Source organism: Thalassococcus sp. S3 (assembly GCF_004216475.1).
In the GTDB taxonomy this organism is placed as follows: domain Bacteria; phylum Pseudomonadota; class Alphaproteobacteria; order Rhodobacterales; family Rhodobacteraceae.
The window spans coordinates 425118-440928 of sequence record NZ_CP022303.1; the positions used below are offsets into that span (position 1 = coordinate 425118).

At 59.7% G+C, this 15811-nt stretch carries 16 protein-coding genes; 8 read left to right on the top strand and 8 right to left on the bottom strand.

All coding sequences use genetic code 11. The annotated features are described in order from the left end of the window. Nucleotides 1–3: 3 nt before the first annotated feature. The 5 genes from CFI11_RS02160 to CFI11_RS02185 all read right to left on the bottom strand — a co-directional run bounded on the left by CFI11_RS02160 (nucleotide 4) and on the right by CFI11_RS02185 (nucleotide 6469). Nucleotides 4–1086: an ABC transporter permease gene (locus tag CFI11_RS02160; RefSeq protein WP_130402615.1), complete on the bottom strand. Its 1083-nt coding sequence runs from the start codon at nucleotides 1084–1086 to the stop codon at nucleotides 4–6. Between the two features lie 102 nt (nucleotides 1087–1188). Beyond that, nucleotides 1189–2556 carry a CmpA/NrtA family ABC transporter substrate-binding protein gene (locus CFI11_RS02165; RefSeq protein ID WP_130402617.1) on the bottom strand — a complete coding sequence of 456 codons (1368 nt, stop codon included), beginning with the start codon at nucleotides 2554–2556 and terminating at the stop codon, nucleotides 1189–1191. Between the two features lie 271 nt (nucleotides 2557–2827). Then, nucleotides 2828–4009: a CmpA/NrtA family ABC transporter substrate-binding protein gene (locus CFI11_RS02175; protein ID WP_130402621.1), complete on the bottom strand. Its 1182-nt coding sequence runs from the start codon at nucleotides 4007–4009 to the stop codon at nucleotides 2828–2830. Beyond that, on the bottom strand, nucleotides 4006–4590 hold the full coding sequence (locus tag CFI11_RS02180) for an ANTAR domain-containing response regulator (RefSeq protein WP_130402623.1): 585 nt from the start codon (nucleotides 4588–4590) through the stop codon (nucleotides 4006–4008). Before CFI11_RS02180 ends, CFI11_RS02175 begins: the two co-directional genes overlap by 4 nt. A 280-nt stretch (nucleotides 4591–4870) precedes the next feature. Further along, on the bottom strand, nucleotides 4871–6469 hold the full coding sequence (locus CFI11_RS02185) for a phosphoenolpyruvate carboxykinase (protein WP_130402625.1): 1599 nt from the start codon (nucleotides 6467–6469) through the stop codon (nucleotides 4871–4873). Nucleotides 6470–6821: 352 nt separating this feature from the next. Here CFI11_RS02185 and CFI11_RS02190 point away from each other — a divergent pair, with 352 nt between their 5' ends. The 7 genes from CFI11_RS02190 to CFI11_RS02220 are packed head-to-tail and all read left to right on the top strand — an operon-like array spanning nucleotide 6822 to nucleotide 12202. Then, the gene (locus tag CFI11_RS02190) at nucleotides 6822–7523 is read left to right on the top strand and encodes a response regulator transcription factor (protein WP_130402627.1); all 702 of its coding nucleotides are present in this window, start codon (nucleotides 6822–6824) and stop codon (nucleotides 7521–7523) included. A 9-nt stretch (nucleotides 7524–7532) separates the two neighbouring features. Beyond that, on the top strand, nucleotides 7533–9266 hold the full coding sequence (locus tag CFI11_RS02195) for a sensor histidine kinase (RefSeq protein ID WP_130402629.1): 1734 nt from the start codon (nucleotides 7533–7535) through the stop codon (nucleotides 9264–9266). Between the two features lie 6 nt (nucleotides 9267–9272). Continuing rightward, entirely contained in the window at nucleotides 9273–9713 is a 441-nt protein-coding gene (locus CFI11_RS02200) for an HPr kinase/phosphorylase (RefSeq protein WP_130402631.1), read from the top strand. Next, complete coding sequence (gene rapZ / locus CFI11_RS02205) at nucleotides 9710–10603, top strand: RNase adapter RapZ (RefSeq protein ID WP_130402633.1); 894 nt, start codon at nucleotides 9710–9712, stop codon at nucleotides 10601–10603. The genes CFI11_RS02200 and rapZ overlap by 4 nt, the downstream gene beginning before the upstream one ends. Next, nucleotides 10600–10992, top strand: coding sequence for a PTS sugar transporter subunit IIA (locus tag CFI11_RS02210; protein WP_130402635.1), 393 nt, complete (start codon nucleotides 10600–10602; stop codon nucleotides 10990–10992). Before rapZ ends, CFI11_RS02210 begins: the two co-directional genes overlap by 4 nt. An 18-nt stretch (nucleotides 10993–11010) precedes the next feature. Then, the gene (locus CFI11_RS02215) at nucleotides 11011–11280 is read left to right on the top strand and encodes an HPr family phosphocarrier protein (protein WP_130402637.1); all 270 of its coding nucleotides are present in this window, start codon (nucleotides 11011–11013) and stop codon (nucleotides 11278–11280) included. A gap of 37 nt (nucleotides 11281–11317) precedes the next feature. Further along, nucleotides 11318–12202: a lysophospholipid acyltransferase family protein gene (locus CFI11_RS02220; RefSeq protein ID WP_254449003.1), complete on the top strand. Its 885-nt coding sequence runs from the start codon at nucleotides 11318–11320 to the stop codon at nucleotides 12200–12202. Between the two features lie 6 nt (nucleotides 12203–12208). Here the strand turns inward: CFI11_RS02220 and CFI11_RS02225 are convergent, their stop codons facing one another. Then, complete coding sequence (locus tag CFI11_RS02225) at nucleotides 12209–13084, bottom strand: 3-hydroxybutyryl-CoA dehydrogenase (RefSeq protein WP_130402641.1); 876 nt, start codon at nucleotides 13082–13084, stop codon at nucleotides 12209–12211. 163 nt (nucleotides 13085–13247) lie between these two features. Here CFI11_RS02225 and CFI11_RS02230 point away from each other — a divergent pair, with 163 nt between their 5' ends. Further along, nucleotides 13248–14072 (top strand): DUF6473 family protein, encoded by an 825-nt coding sequence (locus CFI11_RS02230; protein ID WP_130402643.1) that lies wholly within the window; start codon nucleotides 13248–13250, stop codon nucleotides 14070–14072. 37 nt (nucleotides 14073–14109) lie between these two features. On the opposite strand, the gene CFI11_RS02235 is transcribed toward CFI11_RS02230, so the two are convergent. Together CFI11_RS02235 and CFI11_RS02240 are read right to left on the bottom strand one after the other, a co-directional pair. After that, a complete protein-coding gene (locus tag CFI11_RS02235) occupies nucleotides 14110–15036 on the bottom strand; it encodes an electron transfer flavoprotein subunit alpha/FixB family protein (protein WP_130402645.1) in 927 nt (308 codons plus the stop codon). Further along, a complete protein-coding gene (locus CFI11_RS02240) occupies nucleotides 15036–15794 on the bottom strand; it encodes an electron transfer flavoprotein subunit beta/FixA family protein (RefSeq protein WP_130402647.1) in 759 nt (252 codons plus the stop codon). The genes CFI11_RS02235 and CFI11_RS02240 overlap by 1 nt, the downstream gene beginning before the upstream one ends. Between the last annotated feature and the right edge of the window lie 17 nt (nucleotides 15795–15811).

Consider the following 15811-nt stretch of genomic DNA (forward strand, 5'->3'; position numbering starts at 1 on the left):
ACATCACCGGTTGTTCGTGAAGGTGAAGAGGGACTGGATCGCGTACATCATCCGGTCGAGCAGGAAGCCGATGATCCCGATGGTAAAGACGGCAACCATGATCTTGGCGAGCGAAGACGACGAGCCGTTCTGGAACTCGTCCCAGACGAATTTGCCCAAGCCCGGGTTCTGGGCCAGCATTTCGGCGGCGATCAGGACCATCCAGCCGACACCGAGCGACAGGCGCAGACCGGTGAAGATAAGAGGCAGAGCGGAGGGCAGGACGAGCTTGGTGATCTTGGTCCAGGTGCTCATCTTGAGGACTTTGGAGACGTTGACGAGGTCCTTGTCGATGCTGGAGACGCCAAGGGCTGTGTTGATCAGCGTGGGCCAGAGCGAGCAGAGCGTCACGGTGATGGCGGACGTCAGGAAGGACTTGGTGAACCAGCCGTCATTGGTGGTGTAGACGGCGGATACGACCATGGTCACGATGGGCAACCAGGCGAGCGGCGAGACCGGTTTGAAGATCTGGATCAGAGGGTTGAGCGCGGCATTGGCGGTCTGCGACAGGCCTGCGGCGATCCCCATCGGTACGGCCACGGCGGTGGCGATCAGAAAGCCGAAGAAGACGGTCTGGATGGAGGTCCAGATCTGGTCGTAATAGGTTGGCTTTCCGGTATAGGTGCGCCACTTCACACGGTCTTCCTTGCCGTCAGCGACGAGCTTGGCGTTTCTTACCTCCTGACGTTCATAGAACGCTTCGGCCTTGTCGCGCTCACGCAGGTGGTCGGCGTGCAAAACCTCGACCTGCTCCCAGACCTGTGCGGGGCCGGGGATAGCGCCGAGGGAGGTCTGCACGGTCGGGGCGAGTGTTCCCCAGGCGAAGAGGAAGGCGATGATGGCGAGGACGGGCACCCCGAGGAGGCGCCAGATTTCCTGCATCTGGGCGCGCGGGTTGTCGCCGGCCGCCGCCTTGAGGACGGGAGTTATCCAGCTGAGGCCAAGGACCTGAAACCAGGCGTCGGCACGGTTGATACGGGAGAACAGGCGGGCCTTGCGGGCTTCCTTGGCCTGGCTTTCGGCGAAATCGGGATCGACGGTGGTCATGGGAAATCCTTGCGCTGGGGGCGAGGGGAGCTGCTCCTCCGCCCTTGCGGGCGTCGTCGCGAGGAAAGCCCGTCAGGGCTTGAGGAGCAGCTGTTTCAGGGGTCAGCCTTGCACTTCGTTGCCGACGACGCGCTGGTCGCCTTTCAGGCCAATCGGCAGGCTTTCGAGATAGGCGTTGGGCTGACGACCATCGTAGGGAATGCCGTCGATGATATCCTCAGCCGGCGTTGCCGCTTTGTAGCCGTCGCTGTCCCATGGGAAATCGGCCTCATCGGCCAACCCTTCATCAACAAGCATCCGTGCCGCTTCGAGGTAGATTTCTGGTTTGTAGACGGATTTGGCCACTTCGTCATACCAGCTGTCGGGCTTGGCTTCGGAAATCTGACCCCAGCGGCGCATCTGGGTGAGGTACCAGACGGCGTCCGAGTAGAAGGGATAAGTCGCATTGTAGCGGAAGAACACGTTGAAGTCCGGGATTTCCCGCTTGTCGCCTTTCTCGAATTCGAAAAAGCCGGTCATGGAATTCGCGATCACGTCGTAATCGGCGCCGACATATTCCGAGCGGCTGAGGATCTCCACCGCCTCGGGCCGGTTGGCGTTGTCGTTTTCATCGAGCCAGATCGCCGCGCGGATCAGGGCCTTGGTCAGGGCCAGGGTGGTCTGTGGGTTCTCTTCGGTGAATTCCTTGGTCAGGCCGAAGACCTTCTCGGGGTTGTTCTTCCACATCTGGTAGTCGGTGATGACCGGGACGCCGATACCCTTGAAGACGGCCTGCTGGTTCCATGGCTCACCCACGGCATAGCCATAGATCGTACCGGCTTCCATCGTGGCGGGCATTTGCGGTGGCGGCGTCACCGACAGCAGCACGTCGGCGGCGATCTGGCCGCTCACGTTTTCGGGGCTGTAGTAACCGGGCTCGATCCCGCCTGCGGCCAGCCAGTAGCGAATTTCGTAATTGTGCGTGGAAACTGGGAAGACCATGCCCATGTTGAAGGGCTTGCCCTCATCGGCATAGGCCTCGACCACCGGCTTGAGCGCCGAGGCAGAGATGGGATGTTGCGGGCGACCGTCATCCATCGAGGGGATGTTAGGGCGCATCTGCTCCCAAATTTCGTTGGAGACGGTGATGCCGTTTCCGTTGAGATCCATCGAGAAGGGCGTGACGATATGCGCCTCGGTGCCGTAACCGATCGTGGCCGCCAAAGGCTGGCCGGCCAGCATGTGGGCGCCGTCAAGCTGGCCATCGATCACCCGGTCGAGCAGCACCTTCCAGTTCGCCTGGGGCTCGAGCGTGACGAAGAGGCCTTCATCTTCAAAATATCCGTTCTCGTATGCGATGGCGAGAGGGGCCATGTCGGTGAGCTTGATGAAGCCGAAGGTGAGTTCGTCTTTTTCCACGTCCAGCATTTCAGCAAAGGCCGGCGCCGTTAGAGCGGTGCTGGCCAGGATGGCAAAGAGTGCGCGTTTCATTGTTGCGTCCTTACGTCAAAGCCCCAGGGAGGAGATGGGGCGAAAAACAAAAAAGCTGCCGATCCGTCGTGTGCGGGAGGAGCACATCAACAGGTCAAGCAGCTTCGCTTCAGGTCCCAAATCGCTGGGGTAAATCGGTTCAAACGACATCGTTGTCTGTTTGAATAATGTCATAATCGCGAAAGGCAGGCGCCCGATCAAGAGAGATGCGACCAAGGTCGCGGTCTCTGCAGGCTTGTCTTTGCGGCAATGCAACGGGCTGCACAATTTTTCATCGCTGCAGCGCAGAAAGATCAAAGACTGCGCCATCAAAAAACCGGTCTGGCCGCAGAATCAGTGTGCCGGAGGCCGATGCGATCTCGCGCGGGGTGTCGAGCGCGCCTTCTACTTTCTCGGACGCGCCGGGTAAATCGACATGCAGGGCCGACAGCGCGTTGCGGTAGAGATCGGTGCGAAAAACCTGGTGCGCGGCGGCAAGAGACATGTCCCGGTCGAGCCCGGTCCGGGCAGCCAGGCGCTGTGCGATCCATTGCGCCTGGCTGCGCCATGGGAATGTCGCAGCCCCTTCATGAAAGGCCACGAAGCTGTCGCGTTGCCGCTGGTCGCCACGCGGGGAGATAACGAAATGCCCGCTGAGAGCGCGATCGAGAATCTCGGCCGTCACGCCCAGATAATGTGGCTGGCTTAGGATCTCTGATGCGGTGGCCCGATTGGCCGGTTGCGAGAGCCACCGTCCCGCGCGCCAGAGCGTGCGGATCAGCTTGCCGGTCAAAACGGGCTGGGTTCCGGCCCAGTCATGGCGCACGGCGAGCACCTTTTCGGGCGCGAAGGACCAGATCGCGGAGCCGGGCAAAAGCAACTCTCCCACGCCGTTCTCCACGGCGATGGACCCCCACGGCTCACCCACGCAAAAGGCATCCACCTCTCCGGCTGCGATGGCATCTGCCATGAGGGGCGGCGGCACCGTGCGCACGTCGAGCGATTGCGGCGCGGGCACACCCAGCGCGCCCAGCCAGTAATAGAGCAGTTCGGCATGCATCGAGAACGGGAAGGGCACCCCGATGCGCAATTGCCCGTCGACGGCTTTCATCAGCGCCTCGCCCGCGGCGCGCGGGTCACTGAAGTCGAACGCGTAACCGCCCGCGCGCATGCGGTCCGCCAGTGCGCGCGAGACGCAGACGACATTACCGTTCACCGACAGCACCGACAGCGCATCCAGCCGGGTGGCGTTACCACCGAGCCCAAGCGCAGTGGCGACCGGCACCGGAGAAAGCATATGTGCGGCCTCGATCTGGCCCAGTGCGACCATGTCACGGAGCGTGGACCAGGACGGCGCTTTGCGAAGATCGAGGGCGAGCCCCTCTTCTTCGGCGAATCCGATCTCATGCGCGACGATCAGCGGGGCGGCATCGACCAGCGGGATGAAACCCGCGCGCAGCAGGTGCAGGTTCATGACAAAAGCCCCGCTGCGGTGACGAGCGATTCCGCGACATCGGCTACTTTGCGGCCCTGATCCATCGCAGTCTTGCGCAGGAGGGCATAGGCCTCGTCTTCCTCGATCCCACGGGCTTTCATCAAGATACCCTTGGCGCGGTCGATCACCTTGCGTTCCTGAAGGGCCTTTTTGGTCGCCTCCAATTCAGCGCGCATTTGCTGGAACATGTGGAAGCGCGCGATGGCGGCGTCGATGATCGGCTTGATCCGCTCCGGACGCAGGCCATCGACGACGTAAGCGGAAACACCTGCCTCGATCGCGGCTTTGGTCAGGCCGTCCTCACTTTGATCGACGAACATGGCAACGGGACGTTCCAGAGGACTGGACGCGAGGGTCAATTCCTCAAGCATGTCGCGCGAGGGGCTGGCGACATCCATCAGAACGATGTCCGGGTTCCGTTCGCTGATCCGGCGGGCCAGGCCGGCCTCTTCCGAGATCACGAACACGTCGTGATTGCCCGAGGTGCGCAGACTGTCGATGATCAGAAGCGCGCGATCCCGATCCTTTTCGACGACGACGATAGAGAGGTTGTCCGACATATCGTGGACGACAGACGCCGCGGCGCTTGGAGGCTTCAAGGGCCCATGCGCGTATCCTCGCTGGCAAGGACGACGCGCTTAATCATTGTGCGTGCCATTGCTTGGTTGCATGGAAATTGTGCGCGTTTGGGAGATGTGCGCATCCAGTCCCCAGGGGTGCGTTTTCCGTGACGGAAAACGACCGGAAAATGTGAAATTTTCCGGCGCCCTGTTGCGGACGTCTCAAAGAAAAAGGTCCCGATGAGGACATCGGGACCTTTGATTTTCCGTGGCGCCAGGATCAGCCGATAGCGGCCGCTTTCACGTCATCATCAATGTAGGGGACGTATTGCTCGAAATTCGAGGAGAACATCTGCACCAGCTTTTCCGCCTGTGCGTCATAGGCTTCTCCGTCTTGCCAGGTGCGGCGCGGGTCGAGCAGGATGTCCGGCACACCCGGCACGCTCACCGGGACTTCGAAGCCGAAATTGGCATCCTTGCGGAAGGTCGCGTCGGCGAGTGAGCCGTCGAGTGCCGCGGTCAGCAATGCGCGGGTCGCCTTGATCGGCATCCGGTTGCCTTCGCCGTAAGCGCCCCCCGTCCAGCCGGTATTCACCAGCCAGCAGGTCGCACCGTGTTGGGCAATCTTGTCGCGCAGCAGATTGCCATAGATCTCGGGCCGGCGCGGCATGAAGGGCGCGCCGAAGCAGGTTGAGAAGGTGGGCTCTGGCTCGGTCACGCCGCGCTCGGTCCCGGCCACTTTCGAGGTGAAGCCCGACAGGAAGTGATACATCGCCTGGGCCGGGGTTAGCCGCGCGATCGGGGGGAGCACGCCGAACGCATCGCAGGTCAGCATGATGACGTTCTTTGGGTGCCCGCCGAGTGCGCTGGCGGATGCGTTGGAGATATACTCTAGCGGATAGGCACAGCGCATGTTCGCCGTCAGGCTGTCGTCTTCGAAATCCAGCTCGAACGTTTCGGGATCGAAGACCATGTTCTCGATCACGGTGCCGAACTTCGACGTAGTCGCGTAGATCTCGGGTTCGGCTTCGGGATTCAGGCTGATGGTCTTGGCATAGCAGCCGCCTTCGAAGTTGAAGGTGCCACGATCCGACCAGCCATGTTCATCGTCGCCGATCAGCGTGCGCTGGGGATCTGCCGAGAGCGTGGTCTTGCCGGTGCCGCTGAGGCCGAAGAAAATGGCGGTATCGACCGGATTGCCATTGGCGTGGTTCGCCGAACAATGCATCGGCATGATGCCTTTTTCAGGCAGCAGGTAATTCAGCAGCGTGAAAACGGACTTTTTGTTTTCGCCTGCATATTCGGTGCCGCCGATCAGAATGAGTTTCCTGTCGAAATTCATCGCAATGACGGTTTCGGATCGGCAGCCGTGTTTTGCCGGATCCGCCTGAAAGCTGGGGCAGTTGATCACGGTGAAATCAGCGGTGAATTCATCGATCGCTTCGGCATCGGGACGGCGCAGCATGTGGCGGATAAAAAGTCCGTGCCAGGCAAGCTCCGTCACCATCCGAACGTCGATGGAATGAGCCGGATCGGCGCCGCCCACCAGATCCTGTACGAAGTAATCACGGCCCTTCATATGCTCCAGCATATCGGCATAAAGGGCATCGAAGCCTTCCGGTGACATCTCGGCGTTGTTGTCCCACCAGATCGTATCGGCGACGCTGTCGGTCTTGACGACATGCTTGTCTTTCGGGGACCGACCAGTGAATTTTCCGGTGGTCACCAGGAATGCGCCGCCCTGACCCAGCGTGCCTTCGCCCCGTTTCAGCGCGGTCTCGACCAGCGCCGGCTCCTTAAGATTGTAAAAGACATTTCCCAGCCCCTCGATGCCTTGATCTTCGAGGCGGAAGTTCGGGTTCACCCGTCCAAATGTCATTGTGTACTGTCTCCTGTATCCGCGCCTCTTATGATCGGCCTGACCTGCTGGCAAATCCGCGCGTCAATGTCGGTTCGACGACCGTGCCCGTGCACATAGCATGACGATTTATCACATGAACAGGACGCTTTAGCGCAGTTAGCGCCACCAGCGCGAAGTTTAGCGCAACCATGATTCAGCCTTGCCGATGGCTGCCAAGAAAGTGAGATAAATTAGTCATTCCTAAGGAAATTCGCGCTCAAATCATCCGGTCAAGGACGCGCGATTCGCAGTTAAGGATTGATTCGCCCAGTCAAATTGGTGAGTATTGATGCAAAAAACGACCAATAAGAGCAGTACAAGGGCACATGGAATGTCGAAGATCGCATTGGTGGACGACGACAGGAATATCCTGACGTCGGTTTCCATGACGCTCGAAGCCGAGGGCTTCGAGGTTGAAACATATAATGATGGGCAGGCCGCACTGGACGCGTTCAACAAGAAGCTACCGGATATGGCCGTTCTGGATATCAAGATGCCGCGGATGGATGGGATGGATCTGCTCCAGCGGCTGCGCCAGAAGACGACAATGCCGGTTATCTTTCTGACATCGAAGGATGACGAGATTGACGAGGTTCTCGGGCTGCGGATGGGCGCCGACGACTACGTCAAAAAGCCGTTTTCGCAACGTTTGCTGGTGGAACGTATTCGCGCGCTTTTGCGGCGGCAGGATGCCGTGGCGGGCGATGTGGCCGGGGAGCCGCAGGAATCCAAGGTGATGGAACGCGGATTTCTCAAGATGGATCCCCTGCGCCATGCGGTAAGCTGGAAAGGCAAGGACGTGTCGCTCACGGTGACCGAGTTCCTGCTGCTGCAGGCCCTGGCCCAACGCCCGGGTTTCGTTAAAAGTCGCGATCAGCTGATGGATGTGGCTTACGACGATCAGGTCTATGTCGACGATCGCACCATCGACAGCCACATCAAACGCCTGCGCAAGAAGATGCGGAGCGCCGATGATGAATTCTCGGCGATTGAGACGCTTTACGGCATTGGCTACAGGTACAACGAAGAGTAACCCGCCAGAATGGCTTTGGTCGAAAGGACCTTCGTGCGCGACACCGCTTCTCCTCCCTCTGGCCGCAGTGGCGATGTGGTTCTCGGCGATGACTGGGTCGCGCCCGACAGCACCGGCGGCGCGGAGCTTCAGGTGCGTCGGGCTCGGCGTGGCCGGTTCTCCCTGACCGGTTCCGCGCTCACGCGTAAGATCATTACCTTCAATCTGATTGCGCTGAACGTTCTGGCGGCTGGGATCCTATATCTCAACGCCTCACGTGACAGCCTTGTGCTGCAGCGCGCCACCGCGCTTGTCAGCGAGGCGGAACTGATCGCTGACGTGTTCGAGGCGCGCATGCCGTCAGGCGCGCCGGTAAGCCTTGCTTCCGGGGACGGCATAGATATCGACGCGACGCTCGATGGCCTTTCTTTGCGAAAAGGCGTGACCGTGTTCGTATTTGACCCCGGTCAGCAGCTGATTGCCCAGACGACCGGAGCCAATGACAGCGCGGCCCTTGGTGGTCTCCGGCAAGGAGAGGAAAGCAGGACGCTGATCACCGATGGGCTCACGTCCCTTTGGGCGCGCGTCTCGGGCCTTGTCTCTCCCGCGGGTGAAACACAGCCTGCTCTGCTCGCCGATCAGCTTGCGACCCGCGTACCTCCCACGCTAACGGGCGGGACGCGGTTCGAGACCACCATCGACACCGAAGGCGGTGCGGTCATCGCGGCACTCACTCCGGTGACACATGTGGGAGAGGCGGTTGCGGTTCTGGCGGTTGCCAGCGCATCCGGTGAGATCGATGCGCTTGTCCGCACGGAGCGGGAGCGCGTTTTGCAGATGTTCGTGGTGGCCACGCTTGTTTCAATCGGGCTGAGCCTGGTGCTGGCATCTACCATCTCAAACCCTCTCGCCGAGCTTTCGGAGGCGGCGGAGGTTGGGCGTGACAAGAATACCAGGAAGGTCAATCCCGGGCGGATCCGCATCCCCGACCTGACAGCCCGGCCAGATGAGATTGGGCGGCTTAGCGGTGCCTTGCGGGGTATGGTGGCCGCTCTCTACAACCGGATTGACAGCAACGAACAATTCGCTGCCGACGTCGCACATGAAATCAAGAACCCTCTGGCGTCGCTTCGCAGCGCGGTTGGCACGCTGCGCATGGTCAAACGCGACGATCAGCGCGCGAAGTTGCTTGATGTGATCGAACATGACGTGCGCAGGCTGGACCGCCTTGTGAGTGACATCTCGAATGCATCCCGGCTGGATTCAGAGCTGGTCAAGGAAGAGGAAGAGCAGTTCGACCTGCTGAACATGCTCAACAATCTCAACCAGTATCTGAGCGAAGATGCCAAGTCGAAAGGCATCGACTATATCACCGACATGCCGGACGCTATGATCACGATCCAGGGGCTTGAGGCGCGCCTGGCGCAAGTGTTCGTCAACCTGATCACCAACGCCATTTCGTTCTGCGAGGACGGCGATGCGATCCGGGTCTGGGCCCGCAAACGGGAAAACCGGGTGCTGGTGGTGGTTGAGGATACCGGTCCGGGCATTCCCGACCAGGCACTCACAAAGATCTTCAAGCGCTTTTATTCGCAACGCCCGGAAGAGCATTTCGGGAACAATTCCGGCCTCGGCCTGGCAATCTCCAAGCAAATCGTAGAAGCGCATGGCGGTGTGATCTGGGCGGAAAATATCCGCCCGACGGATGCTGATATCAGTTCGGAACCGCTAGGTGCACGGTTTGTGGTGGGTTTGCCCGTCTGATTGGCGATGGCGCGCGCGCAGGATCATTCCAAAGTCCTGCATGCAACATGCGTCGCCTATGCTGGCAGGGGATTGCTGATCACCGGGGCGTCCGGTCAGGGCAAATCATCCCTTGCACTGCATCTGATGGCATTGGGGGCCGAGCTGGTTTCGGATGACAGGGTCATTTTGACCCGGAGAGACAACAGGATCGTCGCAGATGCGCCGGACACGATTCGGGGCCTGATCGAAGCCCGGGGTTTCGGCCTGCTCAACGCAAAGCCTTTCGGCCCGTCAGATCTGCATGCTGTGGTTACTTTGGACAAAACAGAGGCAAAGCGCTTGCCGGATCCTGCCGAGATCACCCTTCTTGGCGTCACTTTTCCGTTATTTCAAAAATCCGAGACCACCCATTTCCCCGCCGCTCTGGTGCAATACCTAAAGGCTGGTCTATGGGTCGGGTCATGAGTGAACCTACTGCCTCAGCACATCAGTTGATCCTTGTCACCGGCCCCTCCGGTGCGGGGCGTTCGACCGCGATCAACGTGCTGGAGGATCTGGGCTTCGAAGCGATCGACAACATGCCCCTGCGCCTGGTTCCGCGTTTGTTAGAGGGGGCGCCTGCCAAGCATCCGATGGCTTTGGGCATGGATGTCCGCAATCGCGATTTCTCAACCTCGGCGCTGATCGAAACCATCGACCGGTTGGAGCGTCGCCCGGACGTCTGGCTGACCGTTCTCTACCTTGATTGCCGCACCGATGTGCTGTTGCGGCGGTTTTCGGAGACCCGTCGCCGCCATCCCCTGGCGCCAGCCGAAAGTCCGGAGCGCGGCGTCGACCGGGAACTGGATCTGCTCGCGCCGATCCGCGCCAGGGCCGATAGCCTGATCGACACGTCGGAATTGAATGTGCATCAATTCCGGGCCGAGATGGAGCGCCGTTTCGCTGCGGAGACGGCTCATGGGCTGGCGCTATCGGTCGAATCCTTTTCGTACAAACGCGGTCTGCCGCGGGGGATCGACATGGTCTTTGATTGCCGGTTTCTGACAAATCCCTACTGGCAATCCGACCTGCGCCCGCTGGATGGCCGGTCGCCGCGAGTGGCGGCCTATGTCGCATCGGACCCGAAGTTTCACCCTTTCTATGATCGGGTCCTAGATTTGACCCGACTCCTGCTGCCGGCCTATGTCGAAGAGGGCAAGGCACATCTTTCAATCGGCTTCGGCTGCACCGGCGGGCAACATCGCTCTGTCGCGATGGCCGAACGTCTGGCCAAGACCCTTGCGGAGGACGGACAGCAGGTGGCAATACGGCATCGCGAATTGGAACGCCGCAAGCCGGAAGAGGGGGCAGCGTGATCGGGATTGTCATCGTTGCCCATGGCGGTTTGGCCCGCGAATATCTGGCGGCGGTCGAACATGTGGTTGGTCGGCAAGCCGGCATTTCAGCGATTTCGATCGAACCGGATCATGATCGTGACGCCAAGCAGCTTGAGATCTGCAATGCCGCCGATGCAGTGGACCGGGGCGACGGTGTTGTCATGGTGACCGATCTCTTTGGTGGCTCGCCCTCAAATCTTAGTCTGCGTGCCTGTGCGCCGAACAACCGGCGCATTTTGTACGGCGCGAATCTCCCTATGTTGATAAAACTGGCAAAATGCCGCCATTTACCGGTACAAGACGCAGTGCGCGCCGCGCTTGAAGCGGGTAAGAAATACATCGACAGCCAGAATATTGGCGCTGAATAACACTGTAAGAAGGCCTCTATGGCGCACCGGACTCTGAATATTATCAATGAAAAAGGGCTACATGCCCGAGCTTCCGCAAAACTGGTTGAAGTGGTCGAAGCCTTTGACGCGAGGGCAGAGGTGTCGCGCGATGGCTTGTCTGCGTCGGGCGACAGTATTATGGGTCTTTTGATGCTCGCCGCATCCAAGGGCACGACAATAGACGTGCAGACGTCTGGTCCGGATGCGGAGCCGCTTGCGAATGCGCTGGAGGCCTTGGTGGCAGATAAATTCGGCGAAGGGTTCTGACCCGCGGCGCACAACAAAGGCGAGGGGGCTGCACGGGGTGGTCGACAGCTTTCACCAAACGACAACGCCGGTCTCCGGCGACGAGACGGTCGACTTTCGGAAATACGACCGCCGTTCTCTGTCCTACGCCTCGACCTTTGATGACCCTTGGAAATCCAATGTCATCCGGGTCATGGAGCTCTTTACAGGCAAGCTGACGATTCTGCGGCTGATCCGCGAGTTTGAACGACGCGGCGCGCCAAGGGGCCAGCCGTTCTGGCGGGCCTGTCTTGACGTCATGGGTATTGAGCTGACGACGCCTCAGCACCAGCTTGACAGGATCCCGAAGTCCGGGCCGGTCATTGTTGTGGCCAACCACCCGCATGGCATGGTGGACGGGATGATCTTTGCGGATCTGATCGGGCGCGTGCGGCGGGATTATCGCATTCTCACGCGATCCTTGCTGACCGATATCGACGAGGTGGCCGGATCCTTCATGATCCCCGTCCCGTTTCCGCACGACCCGGATGCCCAACGCAAGGGGGTCGAGATGCGCGCGAAGGCCATGTCGCATCTGAAAGACGGCGGGGTTGTCGCGTTGTTTCCGTCAGGGGTTGTCGCATCGTCCGAAACCCTGTTCGGACCGGCCATAGAGGCGGAGTGGAACGTCTTTACTGCGAAGATGATCCGCCGGTCCGGTGCCACGGTTGTGCCGATGAAGTTCCCCGGCGCCAATTCACGTTGGTACCAGATAGCAAACCGGATCTCGCCGATCTTACGGCAGGGTTTGCTACTGCATGAGATCGTTCATTCGCTGAACAAACCGCAGGGACCCATCGTGGGCCACCCGCTTACACAGGATCAGGTTGATACCTGGTCGGATGATCCACGCGGTTTCATGACCTGGTTGCGGGACCACACCCTTGCGCTGAAAGACGATTGACGCAATTCAGCGCGTTGGTTTCGGGGTGTCGCCACGGTAGTCGTAAAAACCGCGTTGCGTCTTGCGGCCAAGCCAACCGGCCTCGACATATTTGGTCAAAAGAGGGCAGGGGCGATATTTCGTGTCAGCCAATCCGTCATGAAGAACATTCATGATGGCCAGACAGGTATCAAGCCCGATGAAATCGGCCAGTTCCAAAGGCCCCATCGGATGATTGGCGCCCAATTTCATCGACTTGTCGATTGAATCGACCGATCCGACACCTTCGTAGAGCGTATACACAGCCTCGTTGATCATGGGCATCAGGATTCTGTTGACGATAAAGGCCGGAAAATCCTCGGCGCTGGCAGCGGTTTTTCCCAGGCGTTCCACGACATCGCGACAGTCCTTGAACGTCTTTTCGTCGGTGGCGATGCCCCGGATCAATTCTACCAGCTGCATCACCGGGACTGGGTTCATGAAGTGGAAACCCATGAATTTCTCTGGGCGATCGGTGCGGCTGGCAAGTCGCGTGATCGAGATCGAAGAGGTGTTCGATGTCAGGATCGTCTCGGGTTTGAGGTGCGGTATCAGGTCCTCGAAAATCGCCTGTTTGACGCTTTCCCGCTCGGTCGCCGCCTCGATCACCAGATCGGACTGGCCCAAATCCTGCAACGTCAGCGTCGTCTCGATCCGCTTGAGCGCCCGTTCCATGTCATCCTCGGCGACCTTTCCGCGTCCGACCTGCCGGGCCATGTTCTGGGAGATCTTGGACATCGCACTGTCCAGCGCCTGCTGGCTGATGTCGGTCATCAGAACATTATAGCCGGCAAGGGCCATCACATGCGCGATGCCGTTTCCCATCTGGCCCGCGCCGATCACGCCGATCCGTTCAATTGTCATGACGCTGGCCCTCGTCCTGTTGTCAGGCCTCAATATGCGCGGGGCGACCGGTCCCTGCAAGTGACCCCGTTTGCTAAAAATCGGCGCAAATTCGCGGGTTAGGAATATCTCAACAGGTTTGGGCGAATCCTATCACCGGGTGAGAAAAATTGTTGGGGTTCTTATGGCCTTTGAACGGCAAAGCGCGGAGGCGCTTGACTATCTGCCATGCCGGTATGGCGTGTCCAAACTGACATTTCGCGGTCCGAAGCGGGATCTTACAAAAGATTACGTCGCGGTTCTTGGCGGCACCGAAGTGTATGGGAAATACCTGAAAACACCCTTTGTCGCGCAGGTAGAGGACCGGTTGGGCGAGGTATGCGTGAACCTTGGCCTGATGAATACGGGCATTGACGCATTTCTTCACGATCCGGATGTTCTGGGCATCGCGGCGCAGGCGAAGGTTGCAGTTGTCCAGCTTGTCGGCGCGCACAACATGTCGAACAGATTCTACCGCGTGCATCCAAGGCGCAACGACCGGTTTCTCAAGGCCTCCGCCTTGCTTTCGGCCATCTACCGCGATGTGGACTTTACCGATTTTCATTTCACCAAGCATATGTTGCAGCATCTTAAGATGCTGTCGCCTGAACGGTTTCGGACGATCGAAGATGAATTGCAGGCGGCATGGCTTGCACGCATGAAGTTGCTTTTGCAAGGTCTTGGCCGCGATGTCGTGCTGCTGTGGTTACGTGGTCGGGAGGAAGACACGTTGGGCGCTGACCCCCTGTTCGTGACTGCCGAAATGGTGCAAGCGCTGCGTGGCGATGTGCGGGACGTCGTAGACATCGAGATCGAGGAGGCGGGCTCGTGCCTGAAAGGCATGTTCTACCCGCCGATGGAAGCACATATCGCGGAACGCATGATGCCGGAGAGTGAACATGTCCATGTCGCGGATGTTCTTGCGGAGCGGATTGGCCCACTCATAACGAAACAAGCCCGCTTGGGATAAGCGGGCTTGTCTGCGTTTGATAAAAAGCGCTGTTGCGTCAGAGCTTGTTAGTCAGCTCCGGCACTGCTTCGAACAGGTCAGCGACCAGACCGAAATCAGCAACCTGGAAGATGGGAGCTTCCTCGTCTTTGTTGATGGCAACAATGACTTTCGAATCCTTCATGCCAGCCAGGTGCTGGATCGCGCCGGAGATCCCGACAGCAACGTAAAGATCGGGGGCAACGACCTTGCCGGTCTGTCCAACCTGCCAGTCATTCGGGGCATAGCCCGAATCCACCGCCGCGCGGGAGGCGCCAACGGCCGCTCCCAGTTTGTCGGCCAGCTTTTCGATCAGCGCGAAGTCATCTTCCGATCCGACACCGCGGCCACCAGAGACCACGACGCCTGCGGATGTGAGTTCGGGCCGGTCGCTTTCGGCCACCTTGTCCTCGACCCAGGCGCTCAGCGCAGGATCGCCAGCAGCGCCAATGTTCTCGACCGCGGCGGAGCCGTCCATGGCTGCTGCGTCAAAGGTGGACGTCCGGAAGGACACAACCTTTTTGGCGTCGTTCGACTTCACGGTCTGGATCGCGTTACCCGCATAGATCGGACGCTCGAACGTATTGGCGTCCACGACACCGGATGCGTCTGAGATCACCATCACGTCGAGCATCGCTGCAACGCGGGGCATGATGTTTTTGGCATCTGTCGTGGCGGGCGCAACGATGTGTTCGTAGTCCCCTGCCAGCGATACCAGAAGATCCGCCACCGGCTCGGCCAGTCGCTTGCCATAAAGCGCATCTTCGGCGCAAAGCACCTTGGCAACGCCGCTGATCTTTGCCGCCTCGGCTGCGGCGTCGGCACATGTCGCGCCGGCGCAGAGCACCGTCACATCGCCAAGTTTTGTCGCGGCGGTGACCGCTTTGGCGGTTGCATCGACGGAAAGTTCCCCGTCATTCACTTCACCAAGAAGAAGTACGGCCATCACACAGCTCCCGCTTCTTTGAGTTTCGCCACCAGCTCATCGACCGAGCCCACCTTGATCCCGGCGGCCCGTGCTTCGGGCTCGGCGGTTTTCACGATCTCAAGGCGCGGGGCCACGTCGACGCCGTAATCGGCGGCCGTCTTTTCATCCAGCGGCTTCTTCTTTGCCTTCATGATGTTGGGCAAAGAGGCATAGCGCGGCTCGTTCAGTCGCAGGTCCACGGTGATAACCGTGGGCATGGACACCTTGATGGTCTGCAGACCGCCATCCACTTCGCGGGTTACGACAGCGCTGTCGCCGTCGATGTCCACCTCGGAGGCGAAGGTCGCCTGGCTCCAGCCCATGAGCGCCGACAGCATCTGACCGGTTGCGTTCAGGTCGTTGTCGATTGCTTGTTTGCCGCAAAGGACGAGGCCCGGCTGCTCTTCGTCGATCACACCTTTGAGGATCTTGGCAACCGCCAGCGGCTCGATATCGGTGTGCACGTCGTCTGCAGCCACCACGAGGATCGCACGATCCGCACCCATTGCCAGCGCGGTGCGCAGTGTTTCCTGGGCTTGCTTGACCCCCACCGACACGGCGATGATCTCTTCGGCCTTGCCTGCCTCTTTCAGCCGAATGGCCTGTTCGACGGCAATCTCGTCGAACGGGTTCATCGACATTTTCACGTTGGCAAGATCGACCCCGGAACCGTCCGCTTTGACGCGAACCTTCACGTTGTAGTCGATCACGCGTTTGACAGGTACGAGCACCTTCATTTGCGTCTCTCTCCTCA

Coding starts and splice junctions, on each gene's coding strand:
- CFI11_RS02160 (WP_130402615.1), bottom strand. CDS start 1,086: ATGACCACCGTCGATCCCGATTTCGCCGAAAGCCAGGCCAAGGAAGCC.
- CFI11_RS02165 (WP_130402617.1), bottom strand. CDS start 2,556: ATGAAACGCGCACTCTTTGCCATCCTGGCCAGCACCGCTCTAACGGCG.
- CFI11_RS02175 (WP_130402621.1), bottom strand. CDS start 4,009: ATGAACCTGCACCTGCTGCGCGCGGGTTTCATCCCGCTGGTCGATGCC.
- CFI11_RS02180 (WP_130402623.1), bottom strand. CDS start 4,590: ATGTCGGACAACCTCTCTATCGTCGTCGTCGAAAAGGATCGGGATCGC.
- CFI11_RS02185 (WP_130402625.1), bottom strand. CDS start 6,469: ATGACATTTGGACGGGTGAACCCGAACTTCCGCCTCGAAGATCAAGGC.
- CFI11_RS02190 (WP_130402627.1), top strand. CDS start 6,822: ATGTCGAAGATCGCATTGGTGGACGACGACAGGAATATCCTGACGTCG.
- CFI11_RS02195 (WP_130402629.1), top strand. CDS start 7,533: ATGGCTTTGGTCGAAAGGACCTTCGTGCGCGACACCGCTTCTCCTCCC.
- CFI11_RS02200 (WP_130402631.1), top strand. CDS start 9,273: ATGGCGCGCGCGCAGGATCATTCCAAAGTCCTGCATGCAACATGCGTC.
- rapZ (WP_130402633.1), top strand. CDS start 9,710: ATGAGTGAACCTACTGCCTCAGCACATCAGTTGATCCTTGTCACCGGC.
- CFI11_RS02215 (WP_130402637.1), top strand. CDS start 11,011: ATGGCGCACCGGACTCTGAATATTATCAATGAAAAAGGGCTACATGCC.
- CFI11_RS02225 (WP_130402641.1), bottom strand. CDS start 13,084: ATGACAATTGAACGGATCGGCGTGATCGGCGCGGGCCAGATGGGAAAC.
- CFI11_RS02230 (WP_130402643.1), top strand. CDS start 13,248: ATGGCCTTTGAACGGCAAAGCGCGGAGGCGCTTGACTATCTGCCATGC.
- CFI11_RS02235 (WP_130402645.1), bottom strand. CDS start 15,036: ATGGCCGTACTTCTTCTTGGTGAAGTGAATGACGGGGAACTTTCCGTC.
- CFI11_RS02240 (WP_130402647.1), bottom strand. CDS start 15,794: ATGAAGGTGCTCGTACCTGTCAAACGCGTGATCGACTACAACGTGAAG.